This is a genomic window from Salipiger sp. D13 (genome assembly GCF_003703915.1).
GTDB lineage: Bacteria > Pseudomonadota > Alphaproteobacteria > Rhodobacterales > Rhodobacteraceae > Salipiger > Salipiger profundus.
In genome coordinates this window covers 83,131-99,300 of the sequence record NZ_ML112592.1, presented here as the reverse complement: position 1 = coordinate 99,300, position 16,170 = coordinate 83,131, and the positions used below count along the sequence as shown (strand labels likewise).

General features: G+C 64.7%; 20 protein-coding genes, 2 tRNA genes and 1 pseudogene. 12 read left to right on the top strand and 11 right to left on the bottom strand.

All coding sequences use genetic code 11. From position 1 onward, the window contains the following. Positions 1-60: 60 nt before the first annotated feature. The gene (locus D6860_RS25620; protein WP_229743231.1) at positions 61-672 is read right to left on the bottom strand and encodes a penta-EF hand family protein; all 612 of its coding nucleotides are present in this window, start codon (positions 670-672) and stop codon (positions 61-63) included. A 171-nt stretch (positions 673-843) separates the two neighbouring features. On the opposite strand from D6860_RS25620, the gene D6860_RS07210 reads away from it, so the two are divergent. Genes D6860_RS07210 through D6860_RS07200 form a run of 3 tightly spaced genes read left to right on the top strand, consistent with a single transcriptional unit; the run spans position 844 to position 3,283 of the window. Continuing rightward, entirely contained in the window at positions 844-1,566 is a 723-nt protein-coding gene (locus D6860_RS07210; RefSeq protein ID WP_017467010.1) for a response regulator, read from the top strand. A 32-nt stretch (positions 1,567-1,598) separates the two neighbouring features. Next, the gene (locus tag D6860_RS07205; RefSeq protein WP_371683187.1) at positions 1,599-2,972 is read left to right on the top strand and encodes an ATP-binding protein; all 1,374 of its coding nucleotides are present in this window, start codon (positions 1,599-1,601) and stop codon (positions 2,970-2,972) included. Continuing rightward, positions 2,969-3,283, top strand: a complete 315-nt coding sequence (locus D6860_RS07200; protein ID WP_017467008.1) for an SHOCT domain-containing protein — start codon at positions 2,969-2,971, stop codon at positions 3,281-3,283. Before D6860_RS07205 ends, D6860_RS07200 begins: the two co-directional genes overlap by 4 nt. Before the next feature lie 136 nt (positions 3,284-3,419). Here the strand turns inward: D6860_RS07200 and D6860_RS07195 are convergent. Then, positions 3,420-3,710: pseudogene (locus D6860_RS07195) on the bottom strand (IS5/IS1182 family transposase); the annotation flags it as partial. A 243-nt stretch (positions 3,711-3,953) separates the two neighbouring features. Between D6860_RS07195 and D6860_RS07190 the strand changes: the two are divergent. From D6860_RS07190 to D6860_RS07155, 8 genes are all read left to right on the top strand, one after another. Further along, positions 3,954-4,520, top strand: coding sequence for a L,D-transpeptidase (locus D6860_RS07190; RefSeq protein WP_076622162.1), 567 nt, complete (start codon positions 3,954-3,956; stop codon positions 4,518-4,520). Between the two features lie 24 nt (positions 4,521-4,544). Beyond that, the gene (locus tag D6860_RS07185) at positions 4,545-5,003 is read left to right on the top strand and encodes a c-type cytochrome (protein ID WP_076622160.1); all 459 of its coding nucleotides are present in this window, start codon (positions 4,545-4,547) and stop codon (positions 5,001-5,003) included. Beyond that, positions 5,003-5,347: a hypothetical protein gene (locus tag D6860_RS07180; RefSeq protein WP_017469917.1), complete on the top strand. Its 345-nt coding sequence runs from the start codon at positions 5,003-5,005 to the stop codon at positions 5,345-5,347. Before D6860_RS07185 ends, D6860_RS07180 begins: the two co-directional genes overlap by 1 nt. 43 nt (positions 5,348-5,390) lie before the next feature. Continuing rightward, positions 5,391-5,999 carry a c-type cytochrome gene (locus D6860_RS07175; RefSeq protein WP_076625219.1) on the top strand — a complete coding sequence of 203 codons (609 nt, stop codon included), beginning with the start codon at positions 5,391-5,393 and terminating at the stop codon, positions 5,997-5,999. Between the two features lie 2 nt (positions 6,000-6,001). Next, on the top strand, positions 6,002-6,940 hold the full coding sequence (locus D6860_RS07170) for a c-type cytochrome (RefSeq protein WP_076622159.1): 939 nt from the start codon (positions 6,002-6,004) through the stop codon (positions 6,938-6,940). A 59-nt stretch (positions 6,941-6,999) separates the two neighbouring features. After that, complete coding sequence (locus D6860_RS25865; protein WP_076622158.1) at positions 7,000-7,455, top strand: multicopper oxidase domain-containing protein; 456 nt, start codon at positions 7,000-7,002, stop codon at positions 7,453-7,455. Positions 7,456-7,466: 11 nt separating this feature from the next. Further along, the gene (locus D6860_RS07160) at positions 7,467-7,919 is read left to right on the top strand and encodes a c-type cytochrome (protein WP_017468877.1); all 453 of its coding nucleotides are present in this window, start codon (positions 7,467-7,469) and stop codon (positions 7,917-7,919) included. A gap of 74 nt (positions 7,920-7,993) precedes the next feature. Beyond that, on the top strand, positions 7,994-8,488 hold the full coding sequence (locus D6860_RS07155) for a DsbA family protein (RefSeq protein WP_229743232.1): 495 nt from the start codon (positions 7,994-7,996) through the stop codon (positions 8,486-8,488). On the opposite strand, the gene D6860_RS07150 is transcribed toward D6860_RS07155, so the two are convergent. The 8 genes from D6860_RS07150 to D6860_RS07115 all read right to left on the bottom strand — a co-directional run bounded on the left by D6860_RS07150 (position 8,489) and on the right by D6860_RS07115 (position 15,034). Next, positions 8,489-8,776, bottom strand: a complete 288-nt coding sequence (locus D6860_RS07150; RefSeq protein WP_076622156.1) for a copper-binding protein — start codon at positions 8,774-8,776, stop codon at positions 8,489-8,491. A 19-nt stretch (positions 8,777-8,795) separates the two neighbouring features. After that, the gene (locus D6860_RS07145; RefSeq protein WP_076622155.1) at positions 8,796-9,296 is read right to left on the bottom strand and encodes a cupredoxin domain-containing protein; all 501 of its coding nucleotides are present in this window, start codon (positions 9,294-9,296) and stop codon (positions 8,796-8,798) included. Between the two features lie 29 nt (positions 9,297-9,325). Continuing rightward, positions 9,326-10,687 carry a multicopper oxidase family protein gene (locus D6860_RS07140; RefSeq protein ID WP_017466952.1) on the bottom strand — a complete coding sequence of 454 codons (1,362 nt, stop codon included), beginning with the start codon at positions 10,685-10,687 and terminating at the stop codon, positions 9,326-9,328. Further along, on the bottom strand, positions 10,684-12,096 hold the full coding sequence (locus D6860_RS07135; protein WP_017466953.1) for a TolC family protein: 1,413 nt from the start codon (positions 12,094-12,096) through the stop codon (positions 10,684-10,686). Before D6860_RS07135 ends, D6860_RS07140 begins: the two co-directional genes overlap by 4 nt. Beyond that, a complete protein-coding gene (locus D6860_RS07130) occupies positions 12,093-12,308 on the bottom strand; it encodes a hypothetical protein (RefSeq protein WP_017466954.1) in 216 nt (71 codons plus the stop codon). The genes D6860_RS07135 and D6860_RS07130 overlap by 4 nt, the downstream gene beginning before the upstream one ends. 702 nt (positions 12,309-13,010) lie before the next feature. After that, on the bottom strand, positions 13,011-13,850 hold the full coding sequence (locus D6860_RS07125) for a DUF305 domain-containing protein (protein WP_076625218.1): 840 nt from the start codon (positions 13,848-13,850) through the stop codon (positions 13,011-13,013). Positions 13,851-14,844: 994 nt separating this feature from the next. Then, positions 14,845-14,919 (bottom strand) — tRNA-Gly (locus D6860_RS07120). Between the two features lie 40 nt (positions 14,920-14,959). After that, positions 14,960-15,034: transfer RNA gene (locus D6860_RS07115), tRNA-Gly, on the bottom strand. Between the two features lie 134 nt (positions 15,035-15,168). On the opposite strand from D6860_RS07115, the gene D6860_RS07110 reads away from it, so the two are divergent. Beyond that, positions 15,169-15,711 carry a DUF4405 domain-containing protein gene (locus D6860_RS07110; RefSeq protein ID WP_229743233.1) on the top strand — a complete coding sequence of 181 codons (543 nt, stop codon included), beginning with the start codon at positions 15,169-15,171 and terminating at the stop codon, positions 15,709-15,711. Positions 15,712-15,731: 20 nt separating this feature from the next. Here D6860_RS07110 and D6860_RS07105 read toward each other — a convergent pair whose 3' ends face one another. Then, positions 15,732-16,133, bottom strand: coding sequence for a rhodanese-like domain-containing protein (locus tag D6860_RS07105; RefSeq protein ID WP_076622151.1), 402 nt, complete (start codon positions 16,131-16,133; stop codon positions 15,732-15,734). Positions 16,134-16,170 lie beyond the last annotated feature (37 nt).

Sequence of the window (16,170 nt, the reverse complement as noted above, 5' to 3'; positions counted from 1 at the left end):
TTCCGGATGAGCGGGCCCGGTCCGCCGGACCGGGCCTTGGGTCAAGGCAGTACTGCCGAGTCAGTTCTGGTCCGGCATGCCCTGCATCATCGGGCGGTCGCCCGTGTCATCGCCCTGCATCATCGGCCGCTTGTCCGGGTCGCCGCCGCCCATCCGGGTCACGCGGCCGGCGAGGGCTTTCATCTCCTCCGAGGTGATCGTGCCGTCACCGTCCGCGTCGAGATGCTGGAAGCGGTCCACCATGGTTTCGTGCAGCATCGCGGCGTGCCACTCGGCGAACTCGTCGAGGTCCAGCGCGCCGTCGCCGTCCGCGTCGTAGTTCTCGAGGCGCGACTGCATCATCCGGCCGGGCCTGCCCCCGGGCATATCGTTCATCATGCCCGGTCCCATCATCATCTGCATCATGTCGCGGTCCATCATGGACATTCCGCCCATGCCGGGACCGCCCATGACACCCATGCCCGGGCCCATCGTGTCCGAGCCGTGCATCAGCGTCATCATGCGCATCATGTGCTCCATCATCTCGTGCCTGTCGCCGCCCATCGGCATGGCGTCGCGGCCCATGCGAGGCCCCGAGCCATCGCGATCGTGGTGGCCGCTGTCGGCCAGAGCTGCTCCGGCGGTCAGCATGGTGATTGAGAGAATGATTGCTTTCCTTGCGAGTGTCGGCATGGAATCCTCCTTTGTTCGGGTTGGTAACCCATGACATCGGCATGATTGCGCAAAATTGAATGTCAGTGCATCAGCCGAATTGTAACGGTCTGTCGCAAACCGCTGGCCTGATACAATCCGCTACAAATCCATTGGTGAAATCCGACGGCCAATTCCGTTAAAATCAAGGGCATGGGCCAGCCTCCGCATATTCTTGTCGTGGACGATCACGCGCAGATCCGCGAAAGCGTGACGCGATACCTCGTGAAGAACGGGATGCGCGCGACCGCGGCGAAGGACGCGGCCGACATGGATGCGAAGCTCGCGGCCGGGCATTTCGATCTCGTCGTTCTGGACGTGATGATGCCGGGCGAAGACGGGCTCTCGGTCTGTCGAAGGCTGGCCGCCGAGGGCGCGGTGCCGGTCATCATGCTGACCGCTCTCGGAGAAGAGCCGGACCGAATCGCAGGGCTCGAGATCGGGGCCGACGACTACCTCTCCAAGCCGTTCAACCCGCGCGAACTGCTGGCCAGGATCAGGTCGGTCCTGCGGCGGAGCAGCCGGTCCGAGTCCCTTGCCGGCAAGCTGGCGGGGCGGAAGGTGCGTTTCGAGCATCTCGTGCTCGACACCGACCGGCAGATCCTCGTCGACGACGAGCAGGGCGAGATCCCTCTCACCGACTCGGAATTCCGGCTTCTGATCGTCATGCTCGAGCGCGCGCGGATGGTGCTGAGCCGCGACCAGCTGCTTGACCTGACGGCGGGCCGCACGGCAGGGCCGCTCGACCGGACGATCGACAACCAGATCAGCCGATTGCGCCGCAAGATCGAGCCCGATGTCCTGCGTCCGAGGATCATCAGAACGGTGCGCAACGGTGGGTATTGCCTGGCCACCGACGTGGAGGAGGAGGGGTGATATCGCGGCATCTGAATTCACTGCGGGTCCAGTTGATACTGCTTGTCGTCGCAGCACTTGTCGTGGCCCAACTGGTCAGCCTCTTTCTCTTTGCCGATGAGCGAAGTCTCGCAATTCGCGCCGCCCTGGGCTTCGAAGCTGCCGGCCGTGCGGCGAACGTGGCGCGGCTCATCGACGAGGCACCGCCCAACCTTCATCTCTCGATCCTCAGGGCCGCGAATTCCCCGCTGGTGCGCTTCGATCTGTCCGAGACCGCGTCGGTTCAGCATACGGATCATTCCGACGGCGGACTTGTCGAAGCCCGGATCCGGACCTTGCTCGACGACAGCTACAGTCGCGACATTCGCGTGGAGCTGCACCAGGTCGAAGGCGAGCTGATGCCGCTGCCCAATCTGTCCCGCGAGATGACCGACATGCACATGGCGATGATGCGGGGCGAACTGACCGCGGTCGAGATGAACCTTTCCATCGCCACCCGGGGCGGTCAGTGGCTCAACGTTGGCACCCGGTTCGAAAAACCGCCGATCCAGTGGCCGCTTTATTCCATGCTCACCTTTGCCATGTCGGCGGGGCTTCTGCTGGTCGTGGTTATCTGGTTCGTCATGACGCGTCTGACCGGGCCGTTGCGACGGCTGGCGCGCGCGGCAGACAGCCTTGGCCGGGGCGAGGACGTGGCCGAGCTTCCCGTGGCTGGGCCGACCGAAGTGCGCGATCTGACCGGAGCCTTCAACCGCATGCAGGATCGCCTGACGAGGTTCGTGGGCGACCGGACGCGGATGCTGGCCGCACTGGGGCATGACCTCCGCTCGCCGCTGACCGCCATGCGGGTGCAGGCCGAGATGGTGGACGACATCGAAACGCGCGACAGCCTCGTCGCCTCGGTCGAAGAAATGCAGGGGATGGTCGATGCGACGCTGACCTTCGCGCGCGGGCTGACCGGGTCGGAGCAGCCCGAGACCGTCGACCTGCACGATTTCCTCGAGGCTTTGTGCGCGGACATGCCCCGAGGGTTCGTCATCGACGCCGGGCCTCGGGTCGAAGCGCGCCTGCGGCCGAACGCCATGCGGCGGGCGCTGCGCAACGTGATCGAAAACGCCGACCGCTACGGGGGCGGCGCCACGGTCGGTTGGCATCGCCAGGGCGATACCCTCGTGCTGACGGTCGAGGACGATGGCCCCGGCATTCCCCGGGACAAGCTCGAGAAGGTCTTCGACCCCTTCTACCGGATCGAGGAGTCGCGCTCACGCGAAACCGGGGGGCACGGCCTGGGCCTGTCGATCGCGCGGACGATCGTCCAGGCGCATGGCGGTGACATCACTCTGCGGAACCGCGAAACCGGCGGTCTTGGCGCGGCGATCTCGATCCCGCTTGCCCCCGAAACAACCGATGAAAGGAGAAAGCGATGACCTTCAGGCTTTGGAGCATGGCTGCCGTCGTGAGCATGACTGCAACGATGGCGATGGCGGACCCCGAAGGCCCGTGGGACGGGCACATGATGTGGGGCGGCGGCTACGGCGTCTTCGGCGGTCTGATGATGCTGGTCTTCTGGGGCGTCATCATCGCCCTGATCGTGCTGGCGGTTCACTGGCTGCGCGACAACAACGGCAGCGGTGGCAGGCGGTCCCCGGACGCGCTCGACATCCTGCGCGAGCGGCTCGCCAAGGGCGAGATCGATGAAGACGAATACCGCCGTCGCAAGGCCGCTCTCGAGGAGTGAGGCACGAGGCGTGACGCCTCAGGTCCAATGGAAGACAGGCAGAGGGGCAGACATCGGCATACCTGAAATCGGGCACTTCGCTCTTGCTTTACCCGCCGGGTTTCCATCAGCACGGCGGGCATGCCTGCTTCGGTTAAGTGGCGTCGATCATGATCGTCGTCGTTTGCGAGGCCTCTGCCGCGAGCCCATCGAACATTCGAGCGAACACACCCAACCCGCGCCACCGCTTCCAGCGATTGTAGGGCGTCTCGTGCGGACCATAGGCTGCCGGCGCGTCGTGCCGCCGTAAGTCATTGTGGTTGATATCGATAACGCCGATCAGGACGCGCCGATCATCAACGCGCGGCCTGCCGTGGCTCCCAGGGAAGAAAGGTCGCAGGCGCTCCAGCGGCTCTTGGGTCAGCCAGAAAAGGTTGCTAGTGTTCAACGTCTCCTTACGGAGGCTGACGCATGACAACTGCCCGCGATCAATGGGTCCTCAGCCCAGGTCGATGCGCGTGCCGCATGGTTGGTTCACCCTTGAGAATTCGTCGCTTCGCTTTCCGCCCTTACCCCAGTGGAAGGTCAAGGATACAAACCGATACATTTCTCGCAGGCTTGTCAGATTGTCGCGCGCACCTTCTCGGTTATTCATCTTTCTTGAAGAGGCAAGAGAGCAAGACATGTGAAGATGAACGCAGATCGTTCGATCAACTTGACCCGGCGAGGGCTGATGGCGGGCGCACTCGCGCTTATCGCGAAGCCGGCTGTCGTACACGCCGCCGCCGATGGCGCGCAGCGGAACATTTCATCGTTTCGCACGCACGATTGGCGCGACCACTTTGATTGGCTCGGAAAAGGCATCATAATCGCCGACACAACGTCGAGGATGCTTCAGCACTGGACGGAAGATGGCGAGATGCGCATCTACCCGACATCTGTCCCGCTGACAGAAGAGCTCACCCGCCGTGGCTACACCGAGATTGTCGAGAAACGAAAGAACCCGGGGTGGGGACCCACGCCGGCCATGCGCGAACGTGATCCGACATTGCCGGCTTATGTCGACGGTGGCGACCCGAGAAACCCGCTTGGGACACGTGCCCTCTATCTCTCCTGGCAGTTCTACCGGATCCACGGCACGCAGGACACGCGCAAGATCGGGCGACGCTCGTCGAGCGGTTGTATCGGTCTCTACAACCGGCAGATCGAAGAAGTCTACGACAGGGCGCCCTTGGGAACCCGGGTCAAGCTCATCTGAGTTTCAAAAGAGAAAGAAAGGTTGATGGACAAGCTGAGTGTGATGGTAACCGTCGTTCTGGTGGGAGGGCTCGCGGTCGTAGGCTCGAAATTCCTGCAGCCAGAAGCTGCCCGGACGGGACATTCGATGACACCACCCGACACCAGCGAAATCGCCGAAGGCGCCCCGATTGCAGAGGTCAGCCTCCCGGCCGGGCTCTCCGGTAATGCCCGACTTGGAAAGACGGTCTTCGAGGCCAGGTGCGCAACCTGCCACGGTCAGGATGCGGCAGGACAGGACGGGGTCGCGCCGCCCCTGGTCCACAAGATCTACGAGCCCAGCCATCATTCCGACAGAGCATTCATCGCGGCGGCCCAGAACGGCGTGCGGTCGCATCACTGGGATTTCGGCAACATGCCCCCGGTCGAAGGCTTCACGCAAGGCGACGTCAAGATGGTTGTAGCCTACGTGCGCGAGCTGCAACGGGCAAACGGGATCGAGTGATGATCCTGCGGCGTGCCAACGGATTGCTGCATGCTCTGGTGCTGCTGGCGGTGCTGCTGCTGGCGGGCTTTCCGGATATCGCCCCGACCCATCAGAACGATCATGCGCCGGTGGCGTCGGCGGCGCTGCATGAGGCAGACGAGGTGCCTGTCCACCGGTCGGAAACGGAAACCGCGGGGCATTGCCATCCCGGAGTTGATTGCTTCACGGCAGCCATCTTCGCTCTGGTGGCGGAAATCGTGCCGCCTGCGGTCGTGACCTCGACGCGATACCTTGCGCCCTTCCAATTGGTTGATGACATCCGCCCGGAGATGGACCTCCCTCCGCCGCGCCGACGCTCCTGAAACACGAATGAACCAGAATTCAGGATAATGGAGTATCGACATGATGAAGAGAACGATGATTCTGGCGGCAATTGCCGTGACCGGAACGGCGGTGGCGGCCCTTGCTCACAGCGGCGCGACCGGCGTTGTGAAGGATCGCATGGAAGCGATGAAGGCAATGGGCGACGCCGTGAAGACGGTCACACCGATGATGCGGGGCGAGGCCGAGTATGACGCTGACGTCATGCGCGAGGCCGCGCGCACCTTTCAGGAGCATTCAGGCGAGGCCATGACCGAGCTTTTTCCGGAAGGTTCCAACCAAGCGCCTTCCGAAGCCAAGGACCTGATCTGGTCTGACTGGGAGCGGTTCGAGGATCTGGCCCGGCAACTCGAAGTACACGCCGAGGGCCTCGAAGGCGCGGCCGGCAACGGTCTCGCGGGCGGCGGCAACATGGGCACCGGATCGATGATGGGAGGAAGTTCCGGCATGGGGTCAGGCTCCATGATGGGAGGCAGCTCCATGATGGGCTCCGGTTCCGGCATGATGGGCGATGCCGCGACCGGCATGATGAGCGCAGAGGATATCGCCCAGATGCCGGCGGATGCGGCGTTCAACATGGCGTCGCAAGTCTGCTCGGCCTGTCATTCGCGGTTCCGGGCGGAAGACGACTGACCATGCGTCGGATAATCTATTGGTCGGTCGGGGCGGCGGCGCTGAGCGGCGCCGCCCTGGCCGCTGTGATCGCATGGCCGGTCGGCAGCGCACCTGCGCCGATCGCACCGGAGGGGAACGTTGACAGGGGCGCCTACCTGGCGCGCGCCAGCGGCTGCATCGCCTGCCATTCGAATTTCGAGGCGGGCGGTGCCCCCTTGGCGGGCGGCGCGCCGCTCGAGACGGATTTCGGCACGTTTTACCCCCCGAACCTGACCACGGACCCCGAGCACGGCATCGGAGACTGGACGGCGGAGGCCTTTGCCAAGGCGGTCCGGCAGGGCATCGGTCCGGACGGCGAGCCCTATTTCCCGGCGTTCCCCTATCCGTTCTACGCCGAGTTCTCGGACCAGGACATTGCCGATCTCTGGGCCGCGTTCCAGACCGTCGCGCCGGTGGCCGAACCCGCGCCCGAACACGACGTCAGCTTCCCCTTCGATCAGCGGTGGGGGCTGAAGCTGTGGCGCGGCGCGTTTTTCTACGAGCCCAACACGGAACCGCTGCCCGACCGCAGCGACGCCTGGAACCGGGGCCGTGAACTGGTGCGCGGTGCCGCCCATTGCGGGGCCTGCCATACGCCGCGGAACCTGGCGGGCGGCCGGGATCTCGGCGCCGTCTTCGCCGGCAATGCCGAGCTTCCGGGCGGCAGCAAGGCGCCGTCCATCCGGGCCGAAGACCTCGAACAGAACGGTTGGACGGTCTCGTCGCTGGCCTATGCGCTGCAATCGGGCCTCACGCCCTCGGGCGACGCCTTTGGCGGCAGCATGGCCGAGGTCGTCCGCGAAGGCACGCGGTTCCTGTCTCCACAGGATCGCGAGGCGATGGCGATCTACCTGTTCGACCCGGAGGCAGGCGGGGCCGACGAGATCGTGAAGGACGAAGGGGAGCCCGTCGAGCGGTAGACCTGGATCGACCGAGGAAACGGCGGGGCCATCGGCCCCGCTCTGAAAGGAATGAACCGATGACACCCACAAGACGTGATGCCGTGAAACTGGCCAGACTTGCCGGGTTTGGCACGGGTCTCCCGCGCGGGATTTTCGCCGCCGAGGACATCCCCGAACTCGCGGCGCAGGTCGCTCGGCTTCCATCGCTGCCCGAGCGCGATCCGCAGACCGAGATCCGGGGAGACGGCGGCACGATCCCGGGACGCGAAATCCGGGTGGGGCAGGGCGAGTGCGTGCGCCGACGCTTTGTCGACGACACCGCTTTTCCGCACACCATGCACCTGCACGGCATGCGTTTCCGGGAGGTGTCCGTGGACGGCGCTTTGGGGCCGCTGCGGGACACGGTCCTTGTTGACGGCAGGGAGACGCGCGAGATCGCCTTCACCGCCGACAATCCCGGCGACCGGCTGTTCCACGGCCACATGCTCGGCGACGCGGCCTCGGGCATGACGACATGGGGGCGCGTCACATGAGGGGCTTTGTCATGGGAACAGTCTTCGCGGTTCTTGCGGCTGCGGGCTTCTGGATCGTCCTCGGACAGGGGGCGACCGAGAATGCCTCTGCGGCGTCGCTGGACATCGCCGAAGGCAAGACGCTCTACGCCGAGAACTGTGCCTCCTGCCACGGGGCTGAGCTCGAGGGCGAGCCCGACTGGCGTTCACCCGGCCCCGATGGGCGTCTGCCGGCGCCGCCGCATGACGAGACCGGCCACACATGGCATCACCCCGACAGTGTCCTGTTCGACTACACCAAGCTGGGCGGTGAGGCCCTGATGGCGCAACGGGGCATGGACTTCGACAGTGGCATGCCGGGTTTTGGCGACCGCCTGACGGATCAACAGATCCGGAACATCCTGGGATACATCCGGTCGACCTGGCCCGAAGACCTGAAACAAGCCCAGGCAGAACGAACGAAAGCGGACAGCGGGGCGAACTGAAACGACGCTGAAGACACCGATCCCCGGGCTGGCGATGGCAGCCCTGCTGCCGACGCCTGCGCTCTCGCAGGAGCTTGACGAGGCGCAGGTCAAGGAACTGGTCCTCGAGGCGGTGCGCGAAACCCGAGATCAGGCCCCCGATCTGGGAGGACCCGAACATCCGGCTCGTCTACCGCGAAGGGCCCATCGTCGGCGAGGGAGCCGTCTTTGCCGCCAAGGCGGCGCTCGCAGCCCGTGAGCAAGGGAAGTCCGAGGAATTCCACGGGGCAATGATGGGGGGCGAAGGGCGCGCGAAGGAAGCCTCTGTCATGCGGGTCGCCGAGGCGGTCGGACCGGGCTTGGATCGGCTAAGGCTGGATATCGATCCTCGGGACGTCGCCGTGCACATTGAAACCTCGATGCGGTTGACGCAGGCGCTAGGGGGCAGTGGTGGGCCTTTCTTCTTCACCGGCGAGGCGCTTGTTCCCGGGTTCGTCGAAACCGATCAACTCAAGGAAATGGTCGAAGCAACGCGGACCTCCAGAGTGACGGAAGGCCCCGCGCCGACGGAGGCCGGCGCGGGAGAGTGATCACTGCTGTTCCATCTCGGTGACGGTCAGCTTGCCGTTGACCCGGTCAGCGGTGAACCGGATTTCCGTGCCTTCCGCCAAGCCGTCCAGCATTGCGGCATCGGCTACGACGAAGACCATCTTCATCGCGGGCATGTCGAGGTTTTCCAGGGGGCCGTGATCGATGGTGACCTTGTTCCACTGGGTGTCGACCTTGGTCACCGTGCCGGTGCTCATGCCATCGTCGTCCTGGGCGAAAGCTGCGGTCGCCGAGAGGACGAGTGCGGCTGCAATCGAAAGAAGTTTCATGGGGGTGTCTCCGTTTGGATCAGTTGACTGTCAGGGGGCCGTGCATGCCGGCCTCGTAATGGCCGGGCAGAAGGCATGCGAATTCGAAGGTGCCGGGTTCGCCGAAGGTCCAGAGGATCTCGGCCTCCTCGCCCGGCTCAAGGCGGACGGAGTTGGGATCGTCGTGTTCCATCTCGGGGAACTTCGCCATCAGTTCCTTGTGCTCGGCATTGGCGGCTGCGGTGTCCATGACGAACTCATGGACTTCTTCGCCAGCGTTGATGATGTGCAGACGCACGGTCTCGCCGGCGGCGAATTCGAGAGCCTTCTTGTCGAAGACGTAGACGGAGTCCGCGTCGTAGTCCTCGTTCATCACGATCTCGACCGTGCGAGTGGGCTCGCCTTCGGCAGGCGCGCCAAGCGCCATCGCGTGGCCATTCATTGCGCCATGATCGTCGTCGTGACCACCGGCGTGTTCCCCTGCCGCCGATGCAAAAGTGGGTGCGAGCAGGGTCGCGAGTGTGAGTAGTGCTTTCTTCATGAGCTTTGGTACTCCTTTGCTCGGATAGGTCAGCCCTGCCTCGTGCCGCCGCGCGGCGTGAGGATGGTCTCGGGGCTGGTGTTGGATGCGGGGTCCGGAAGTTCACCGGTCCATTCGTAGGCCTGCGTGCCGGGGGGATTCTCATACCAGCCGGGATCGCTGTAATCGCCTGCCTCGATCCCCTCGCGTACCTTCATCACGGTGAACATGCCTCCCATCTCGAGCGGCCCGTGCGGTCCCCAACCGGTCATCATGGGAATGGTGTTCTCGGGAATTTCCATGGACATCTCGCCCATGTCCGCCATGCCAGCAGTGCCCATCGGCATGTAGCCGGGCTGCTGGCGTCGCACCATTTCCGTCAGCCGTCGCTTGTCGGCGCCGATGACGGTCGGAAGCTCATGCCCCATCGCGTTCATGGTGTGGTGCGACTTGTGGCAATGCAGGGCCCAGTCCCCTTCATGCACGGCGTCGAATTCGTAGGCGCGCATGGCCCCCACGGGAATGTCGATCGACACCTCGGGCCAGCGGGCTTCGGGACGGACCCAACCGCCATCCGTACAGGTGACCTCGAAATCGTAGCCATGCATGTGGATCGGATGGTTGGTCATCGTGAGGTTGCCCACGCGCACGCGCACCCGGTCGCCCTTCCCGGCGACCAGCGGGTCGATATCGGGGAAGATCCGGCTGTTGAAGGTCCAGAGATTGAAATCCGTCATCTCGGCCACGCGCGGGATATAGGTCCCGGGATCGATGTCGTAGGCCGCCAGAAGGAATGCGAAATCCCTGTCGACGGGCATGAACTCGGGATTGCGCGGGTGGACGATGAAAAGCCCCATCATCCCCATCGCCATCTGCACCATTTCGTCGGCGTGCGGGTGGTACATGAAGGTGCCGGATTTCGTGAGGTCGAACTCGTAGACGAAGGTCTTGCCCGGCGGAATCCCCGGGTGACTGAGCCCGCCCACGCCATCCATGCCGGAAGGCAGGATCAGCCCGTGCCAATGGACCGAGGTGTGCTCGGGCAGCCGGTTGGTCACGTAGATGCGGACCCGTTCGCCTTCCACGGCCTCGATCGTGGGGCCGGTGGACTGACCGTTGTAGCCCCACAGGCGCGCGATCATCCCGTCGGCCATGATGCGTTCCACCGGCTCGGCAACCAGATGGAATTCCTTGACGTTCCCGTTCATCCGGAACGGCAGGGACCAGCCATTCAGGGTGACGACCGGATTGTAGTCCGGTCCGACACCCGGACGCTCCGGCACCTGGGTATAGGGGCTCTCGGTGCTCGCTGCCTCGGGCAGATCGCGAAAGCGCGTTTGGGCCATCGCTGCCGAGGCGAGGGTCGCCCCCGCGCCGATGCCGGCACCCAGAAGTTGTCTGCGGTTCATCATTCTTCGTCCTCCTCTTCGGAGGATGCGCCGACGGCGCCCCCCCAGATCGCGGCGGTGACATCAGTTTCGGCAAGCCAGTAGTCGCGCTTGGCTTCTGCGGTTGAGAGACGCGCATCGAGCCCTTCGCGCGCATCTTCGAGCAGCTCGAACGTCGAGGTCAGCATGCCGTTGTAGGACAGCAGGGCCTCTTCATCGATCTGCCTGCGGAGCGGCATGACCTCGTCCCGCCAATGGCGCGCAACGGCGTGTCGCCCAGTGACCGCGCGAAAGGCCATGCGGGCTTCGGCCCGCGCATCGACAGCGGTCTGCGCAAGGGTGCTGGCGGCCTGCAGATACGCCATTTGTCCGCGCTTCGAGACGAGGCGGCCGGTATCGTAGAGCGGGATCTCGAAATCCACTTCCAGAACGGGGGTGCGCTCCGTCTCGCCCTCCGCCTCCTCGAACTCGACCCCGGCGGCGAGCGCGACATCCGATACCATGCGCGTCTCGCCACTGAGCTTGTATTCGAGAGCCACGGCCTCAAGTTCAAGCTTGCCTGCCGCCAGATCGACGCGGTTGGTCAGGGCCATGCGTTCGATATCCGCCGAGGCACGGGGCCGGCCTGGCAGGGATGGCAGGGCGTCCGGCACATAGACAGTCGTGCCGCTACCCCATAGCCCCATGAGCCGCAGGAGACGGTCCTTGGCGAGTTGCGCTTCGAGTCTGGCCGCGGTGCGCTCGCCCGCGAGCTCGGCGGTAAAGGCATGTTCCCGCGCCTGGTCCGCCTTGCTCATCGCGCCAGTCCGGCCGAGTTGCGCGGCCAGTTCCGAGGCGGCGTCGGCGGTCCCTTGCGCCCGACCGATCAGAGCGGCGGCTTCGAAAGCCCCCACAGCTTCGATCCAGGCACGCCGGGTCTCGATGGCGAGCGCGATGGTTTCGGAAAGAGCGGCAAGCTCTGCCTGCCGGAAGTGGATCGCTGCGATCTCGGTCCGGGAGCGTGTTGTCGCGAGGTCGAGCAACGAGTTGATCAGCGTCGCTTCGAGAGACCGGGACACATCGCCGGCCAGCCCCGACACCGACACGCCCACCGAAGGGACAGGCCCCATCGCCGCCTCCCAGAGCTCGGCGGAAGAAAGACCGAGGTCGGCGAAGTTGGCTTGCAGCGCCCGGTTGTTGATGAGTGCGACCTGTACTGCCGTGTCCGCGCTGATCGTCTTGCCGTTGATCAGCGCATGGACGCGCGATGCGTTTGCCTCGATCTCGGCGGCAGAGAGATGCCATGCGGGAGCGGCGCCCAGAGCCTTGCGGCTCCCGGCTTCTACAGAGGCAAACCCGGCGCGGGGAGCGCTGGCGCTTTGTTGCAGTGCTGCGTCCCCGCATGCCGCGAGAAGCAGAACAGCGCCGAGTGCCGGAAGTGTCGCGCGCCTCATCGGCTTTCCTCCGATTGGGCGTCATTCAGAGCGCGCCAGTCACCGGGCTCTTCGATGGGATGACGTGTGTAGGTGACAGTCGGACCCGGCTCGACGCGTGTCGTCATGCCGGAATTTGTCGCCGCGACGAGCGTCGGCGAGGCATCAAGCTCGGCCACGGACGCGCAGCCCGCAGCGAGCAGCGGCAAGAAAGCCGCATGCAGAATTTTCATGGGATAGGTCCCGTGTTCAGAACATCTTCATTGCGCGGCCCAGGAGAGCCGCGGTCTCAGAAACGATGTTCAGGCGCGGGGAGGGCGCCGCAGCCCATCGGGGCTGGCGAGGGGCACAAGCGAGGATGCAAAGGGCTCTCTGGCCAAACGCTTCTCGGCCAAACCCTCCGACGGGGCGAGAGAGCTCTCCGAGAGCCCGAAGACGCACGCGTGGCTCGAACAGTGCTCGGCCTGATGATCCAACGAAGCTTTCACCTCGTCATGCGCCTCGTGGATGAACTGGGAGCGATGATCCGAGTGATGATCCGAGTGAAGCGACGAACGGTGAGACACCGATGACGCGTCTGCCTCGCATGCAATCATCGTTGCCGCATTTGCGGGGCCAAGAGACATCCCGACCGTGACAAGCGTCACGGCGCAGAAGATCACAATGGCTCGAATCTTGCCCAGCATGGGAAGGAATTACGCATCTGGCGCTCACCCGGGCAAGTGCTTTGCGTCGTCGGATCGGAACACGTTTATGTCAGGCGAATTTCTGCCATCAGGAAACCACCGGACGCCCGCACCGGCGCACCACTGCAGACCAGGCGATGACGAGGGCTGTCCGGTGCGGCAAAGCCCGCCAGCCCTCGTTCCCCGGACCTGCCCGGTGTCTGCTTCACGGCTCGAATGTCCGTGCAGGACCGGAGCAGGTTTGCAGGCTCAGCCGCTGCAGGACCAGAAGCCGCGATAGATCGCCTCGGGGCCAGGGGAGAGGCGGAACGTGAGATGGCTGTCGGACCGCGACGCATCGACCGGTTCGACCGCCATTTCGAGCCCCTCGGTGGCGTAGCTGCCATCGGCCTCTCCTCCGTTCAGCGGCAGGATGATGCCGTTGAGCTTGGTGACGGCAGCGCTGCCATCGGCGGCGGCGATCAGCACCGGGTCTTCGGTGCGGGTCCGGCGGAAGGCACAGGTGTTCCCCTCGGGCATGGCTTCCCCGGCCTCCTCACGGGTCAGCGGTGCCGGATCGAGCTTCGACAGGAGCGTGTTGTTCAGCGCGTCCTGCAGCGTGCCCTCCTGCGCGGGCGGATCTTCGTAAATTTCGCTCACGACGTTTCCGGCGGAGACATCCTCGATCAGCGCGCGCATCTCGGCGATCTCCTTCTTCTGGGCCGTGGCGATGCTGTCGGCGAGCTTGCGCACCCTCGCGTCATCGATGCCGGCGCGCTCCGAGGTCATGATGGCGATCGAATGGTGGGGGATCATCGCCCGCATGTAGCTTGCGCCGTTCACGGTCACCTGGCTGCGCACCAGCCACAGCGCGCCGGCGAAGACGACGATGCTGCCGGCGAAGATGGCGATGTTGACCGCTCGGCTGGGGTACATTGACGCCATGAAGGCAAGCATGACGAAGGCCATGGTCGCACCCATGACGATTGCCATATAGACGCGGGTCTCGCTGTAGAAGACATGCTCGAACGCATAGGTGTTCAGATACATCAGCCCGAACATGATCACCGTCGAGGTGAGGATCATGAGGGCGAAGCGGGAATAGGTCATCGGCACCTCCAAGGTTAGGTCTCGTCGGCTCAACGGCCTTCCAGCGCTGGAGGGTTCCCGAAAAAGTGAACCCGCTTGCAAGGAGGTGTGAAGGGGTGGCCGCCAGTTTGCAGCGCACGCAGTCCACGTCGGTACGAAAAGCCTCCTGGACTTGATGCCGCTAGTGTTCATCAAGAAGGCCGGGAGCAGCCTTCTCGACGTTTCCGCCGGTCGCCGCGGCGTGCGGATGCGCATTTCACCGGCGTCCGCCCGGTCTTGCACAGCACCGGAAAGGCAGCCATCAACTCCCCGAAATGGCACAACCTGTCACTTCCCGCCTCAGCGACTGCCTATCCGGGCGGGCTTTAGTCGGCGACAACAATGCTACGTGACGTAAGTTCTCCTGGCTCCCACCCCAGGACCGGCGCATGCGCTCTCTCGTATGCCCGGGCGCGGCCATCTCGTCCGTGCTCGACGACCTACTCCCGTCTTCGTCGAGCGCCTGAAACCTGTCGTTGAGACCGAGCGTGACCGTGGTGAGGTGGAGCGCGTTCGAACTCTTCCGCCGAAAGCGTGGCCTCGCCGGCGGAGTCTGCGTCCGCAAGGCACATGATAGAGGGCGGGCCTGAAGGACGCTCGGGTTGAACGCGAGAAGATCCATGGACACCGTGAAGTGCACGGAAGCCTTCCAGAGAAGGGGGAAGCGTTTGGCTGGCTCAGTGTGCCCGCCTGATCATTTTTCCCCGTGACTTGCCCCCGGGCAGTCTCTTCTCCAAAACGAGACGCTGAAGGCTGCTGTACTTTCCCTGAAAGCAAGGAGCTGGATCTTCCCGCTGCGTCACGATCACATGCTGGTCGTGCCATCGGGGGCAATCCCTCGCAGGCCGAACGCTGCGCTGACCAACCGGTTAAAAACGGATTTCGTCCAGCAACATCCGGTTTGGCCAGTGCCTTCACCAGCGGATTGCAGTGTGACCGGAATCATTAAGATATATATATGCCTTGATTGGCATGTTGGAGCGGGCGATGAGATTCGAACTCACGACCCTTACCTTGGCAAGGTAATGCTCTACCCCTGAGCTACGCCCGCTTCCTGTTTACGACGACCGTGGTCGCCGAAGGGTCCATCTTGGAGCGGGCGAGGCGATTCGAACGCCCGACCCTAACCTTGGCAAGGTTATGCTCTACCCCTGAGCTACGCCCGCCTCCTTGATGGTGGAGGCGATTTAGAGCCTACAGCGCCGGGCTGCAAGAGGATTTTTCACCTTTTTCGTGGAAATTTTCGACGGGCCGCCGGCGGGCTGCCGTGAAAAGGCTGACGACGCAGGGGCAACCGCCCGTGACCGTCGCCGCAACGCTCACGACAGCCGGGCAGGATCCCATGACGCGCTTTCTCAACCGCACCGCCACGCCGCTCATCACCGGGCTCTTCCTCGTCGCGCTGATCTCCGGGGTCGCGCTGTTCTTCCACTGGAACGCGGGCGCCTTCCACGCGATGCACGAATGGCTCAGCATCGTGCTGATCCTGCCTTTCGCGCTGCACCTGTGGAAGAACTGGCGCCCGATGACCGCCTACCTGCGCAAGCCGGTCTTCGGGCTGGCGCTCGGGGCCTCTGCGCTTGCCGCGCTGGCCTTCGTGCTGCCCACCGACGCTGCCTCCGGGCGCGGCGGCCGCCCGCCGCAGTTCGCGCTGGCCGAGGTGATGCTGTCGGGAACCGTCTCCGAGGTCGCGGCGATCCTCGACCAGACGCCCGACGCCCTGACCGAAAGGCTCGGCGCGGCGGGGTTCACCGTGCACGACCCCGAGGCCAGCCTGCACGAGATCGCCGTCGATTCGGACCAGCCCGACACGGCGCTCTACGCGGTGCTTGCCGTCGACTGATCCGCGGTGGCGGTCGGCCCTCAGCCCCGCGGGGCGAGCTGCTCGACCGGGCCGCCCTGCGCCACCCAGTCGGTGAAGCCGTCGCGCAGATGCGCGGCGTCGAAGCCCATGTCCTGCAGCGTGGCCACCGTCAGCGCCGAGCGCCAGCCACTGGCGCAGTGAAACAGGTAGCGTTTGCCCTGCTGGGCAAAGACCGGCTTGTGGTAGGGGCTGTCGGGATCGACCCAGAACTCGATCATCCCGCGCGGCGCATGCACCGCGCCGGGAATCACCCCGCTCCGCTGCCGTTCGCGCACGTCGCGGATGTCCACGATCACAAGGTCCGGGTCGCCATGCTGTGCGATCGCCTCGGCGGTCCCGACCTCGGGCACCCGGGCCCGCGCCTCCGCGACGAGATCCGCCGCGCTCACTCTCAGGGCCATCCTTCGCCTCCCGACGCGCCGTCGCGCGCTTCTTCTG

Bases quoted from the DNA above. Each gene is read 5' to 3' on its own strand.
- D6860_RS07130 (WP_017466954.1), bottom strand. From the start codon at position 12,308: ATGAAAATTCTGCATGCGGCTTTCTTGCCGCTGCTCGCTGCGGGCTGC.
- D6860_RS07105 (WP_076622151.1), bottom strand. From the start codon at position 16,133: ATGGCCCTGAGAGTGAGCGCGGCGGATCTCGTCGCGGAGGCGCGGGCC.
- D6860_RS07170 (WP_076622159.1), top strand. From the start codon at position 6,002: ATGCGTCGGATAATCTATTGGTCGGTCGGGGCGGCGGCGCTGAGCGGC.
- D6860_RS07135 (WP_017466953.1), bottom strand. From the start codon at position 12,096: ATGAGGCGCGCGACACTTCCGGCACTCGGCGCTGTTCTGCTTCTCGCG.
- D6860_RS07185 (WP_076622160.1), top strand. From the start codon at position 4,545: ATGGACAAGCTGAGTGTGATGGTAACCGTCGTTCTGGTGGGAGGGCTC.
- D6860_RS07160 (WP_017468877.1), top strand. From the start codon at position 7,467: ATGGGAACAGTCTTCGCGGTTCTTGCGGCTGCGGGCTTCTGGATCGTC.
- D6860_RS07180 (WP_017469917.1), top strand. From the start codon at position 5,003: ATGATCCTGCGGCGTGCCAACGGATTGCTGCATGCTCTGGTGCTGCTG.
- D6860_RS07140 (WP_017466952.1), bottom strand. From the start codon at position 10,687: ATGATGAACCGCAGACAACTTCTGGGTGCCGGCATCGGCGCGGGGGCG.
- D6860_RS07175 (WP_076625219.1), top strand. From the start codon at position 5,391: ATGAAGAGAACGATGATTCTGGCGGCAATTGCCGTGACCGGAACGGCG.
- D6860_RS07210 (WP_017467010.1), top strand. From the start codon at position 844: ATGGGCCAGCCTCCGCATATTCTTGTCGTGGACGATCACGCGCAGATC.
- D6860_RS07145 (WP_076622155.1), bottom strand. From the start codon at position 9,296: ATGAAGAAAGCACTACTCACACTCGCGACCCTGCTCGCACCCACTTTT.
- D6860_RS07190 (WP_076622162.1), top strand. From the start codon at position 3,954: ATGAACGCAGATCGTTCGATCAACTTGACCCGGCGAGGGCTGATGGCG.
- D6860_RS07200 (WP_017467008.1), top strand. From the start codon at position 2,969: ATGACCTTCAGGCTTTGGAGCATGGCTGCCGTCGTGAGCATGACTGCA.
- D6860_RS25865 (WP_076622158.1), top strand. From the start codon at position 7,000: ATGACACCCACAAGACGTGATGCCGTGAAACTGGCCAGACTTGCCGGG.
- D6860_RS07125 (WP_076625218.1), bottom strand. From the start codon at position 13,850: ATGACCTATTCCCGCTTCGCCCTCATGATCCTCACCTCGACGGTGATC.
- D6860_RS25620 (WP_229743231.1), bottom strand. From the start codon at position 672: ATGCCGACACTCGCAAGGAAAGCAATCATTCTCTCAATCACCATGCTG.
- D6860_RS07150 (WP_076622156.1), bottom strand. From the start codon at position 8,776: ATGAAACTTCTTTCGATTGCAGCCGCACTCGTCCTCTCGGCGACCGCA.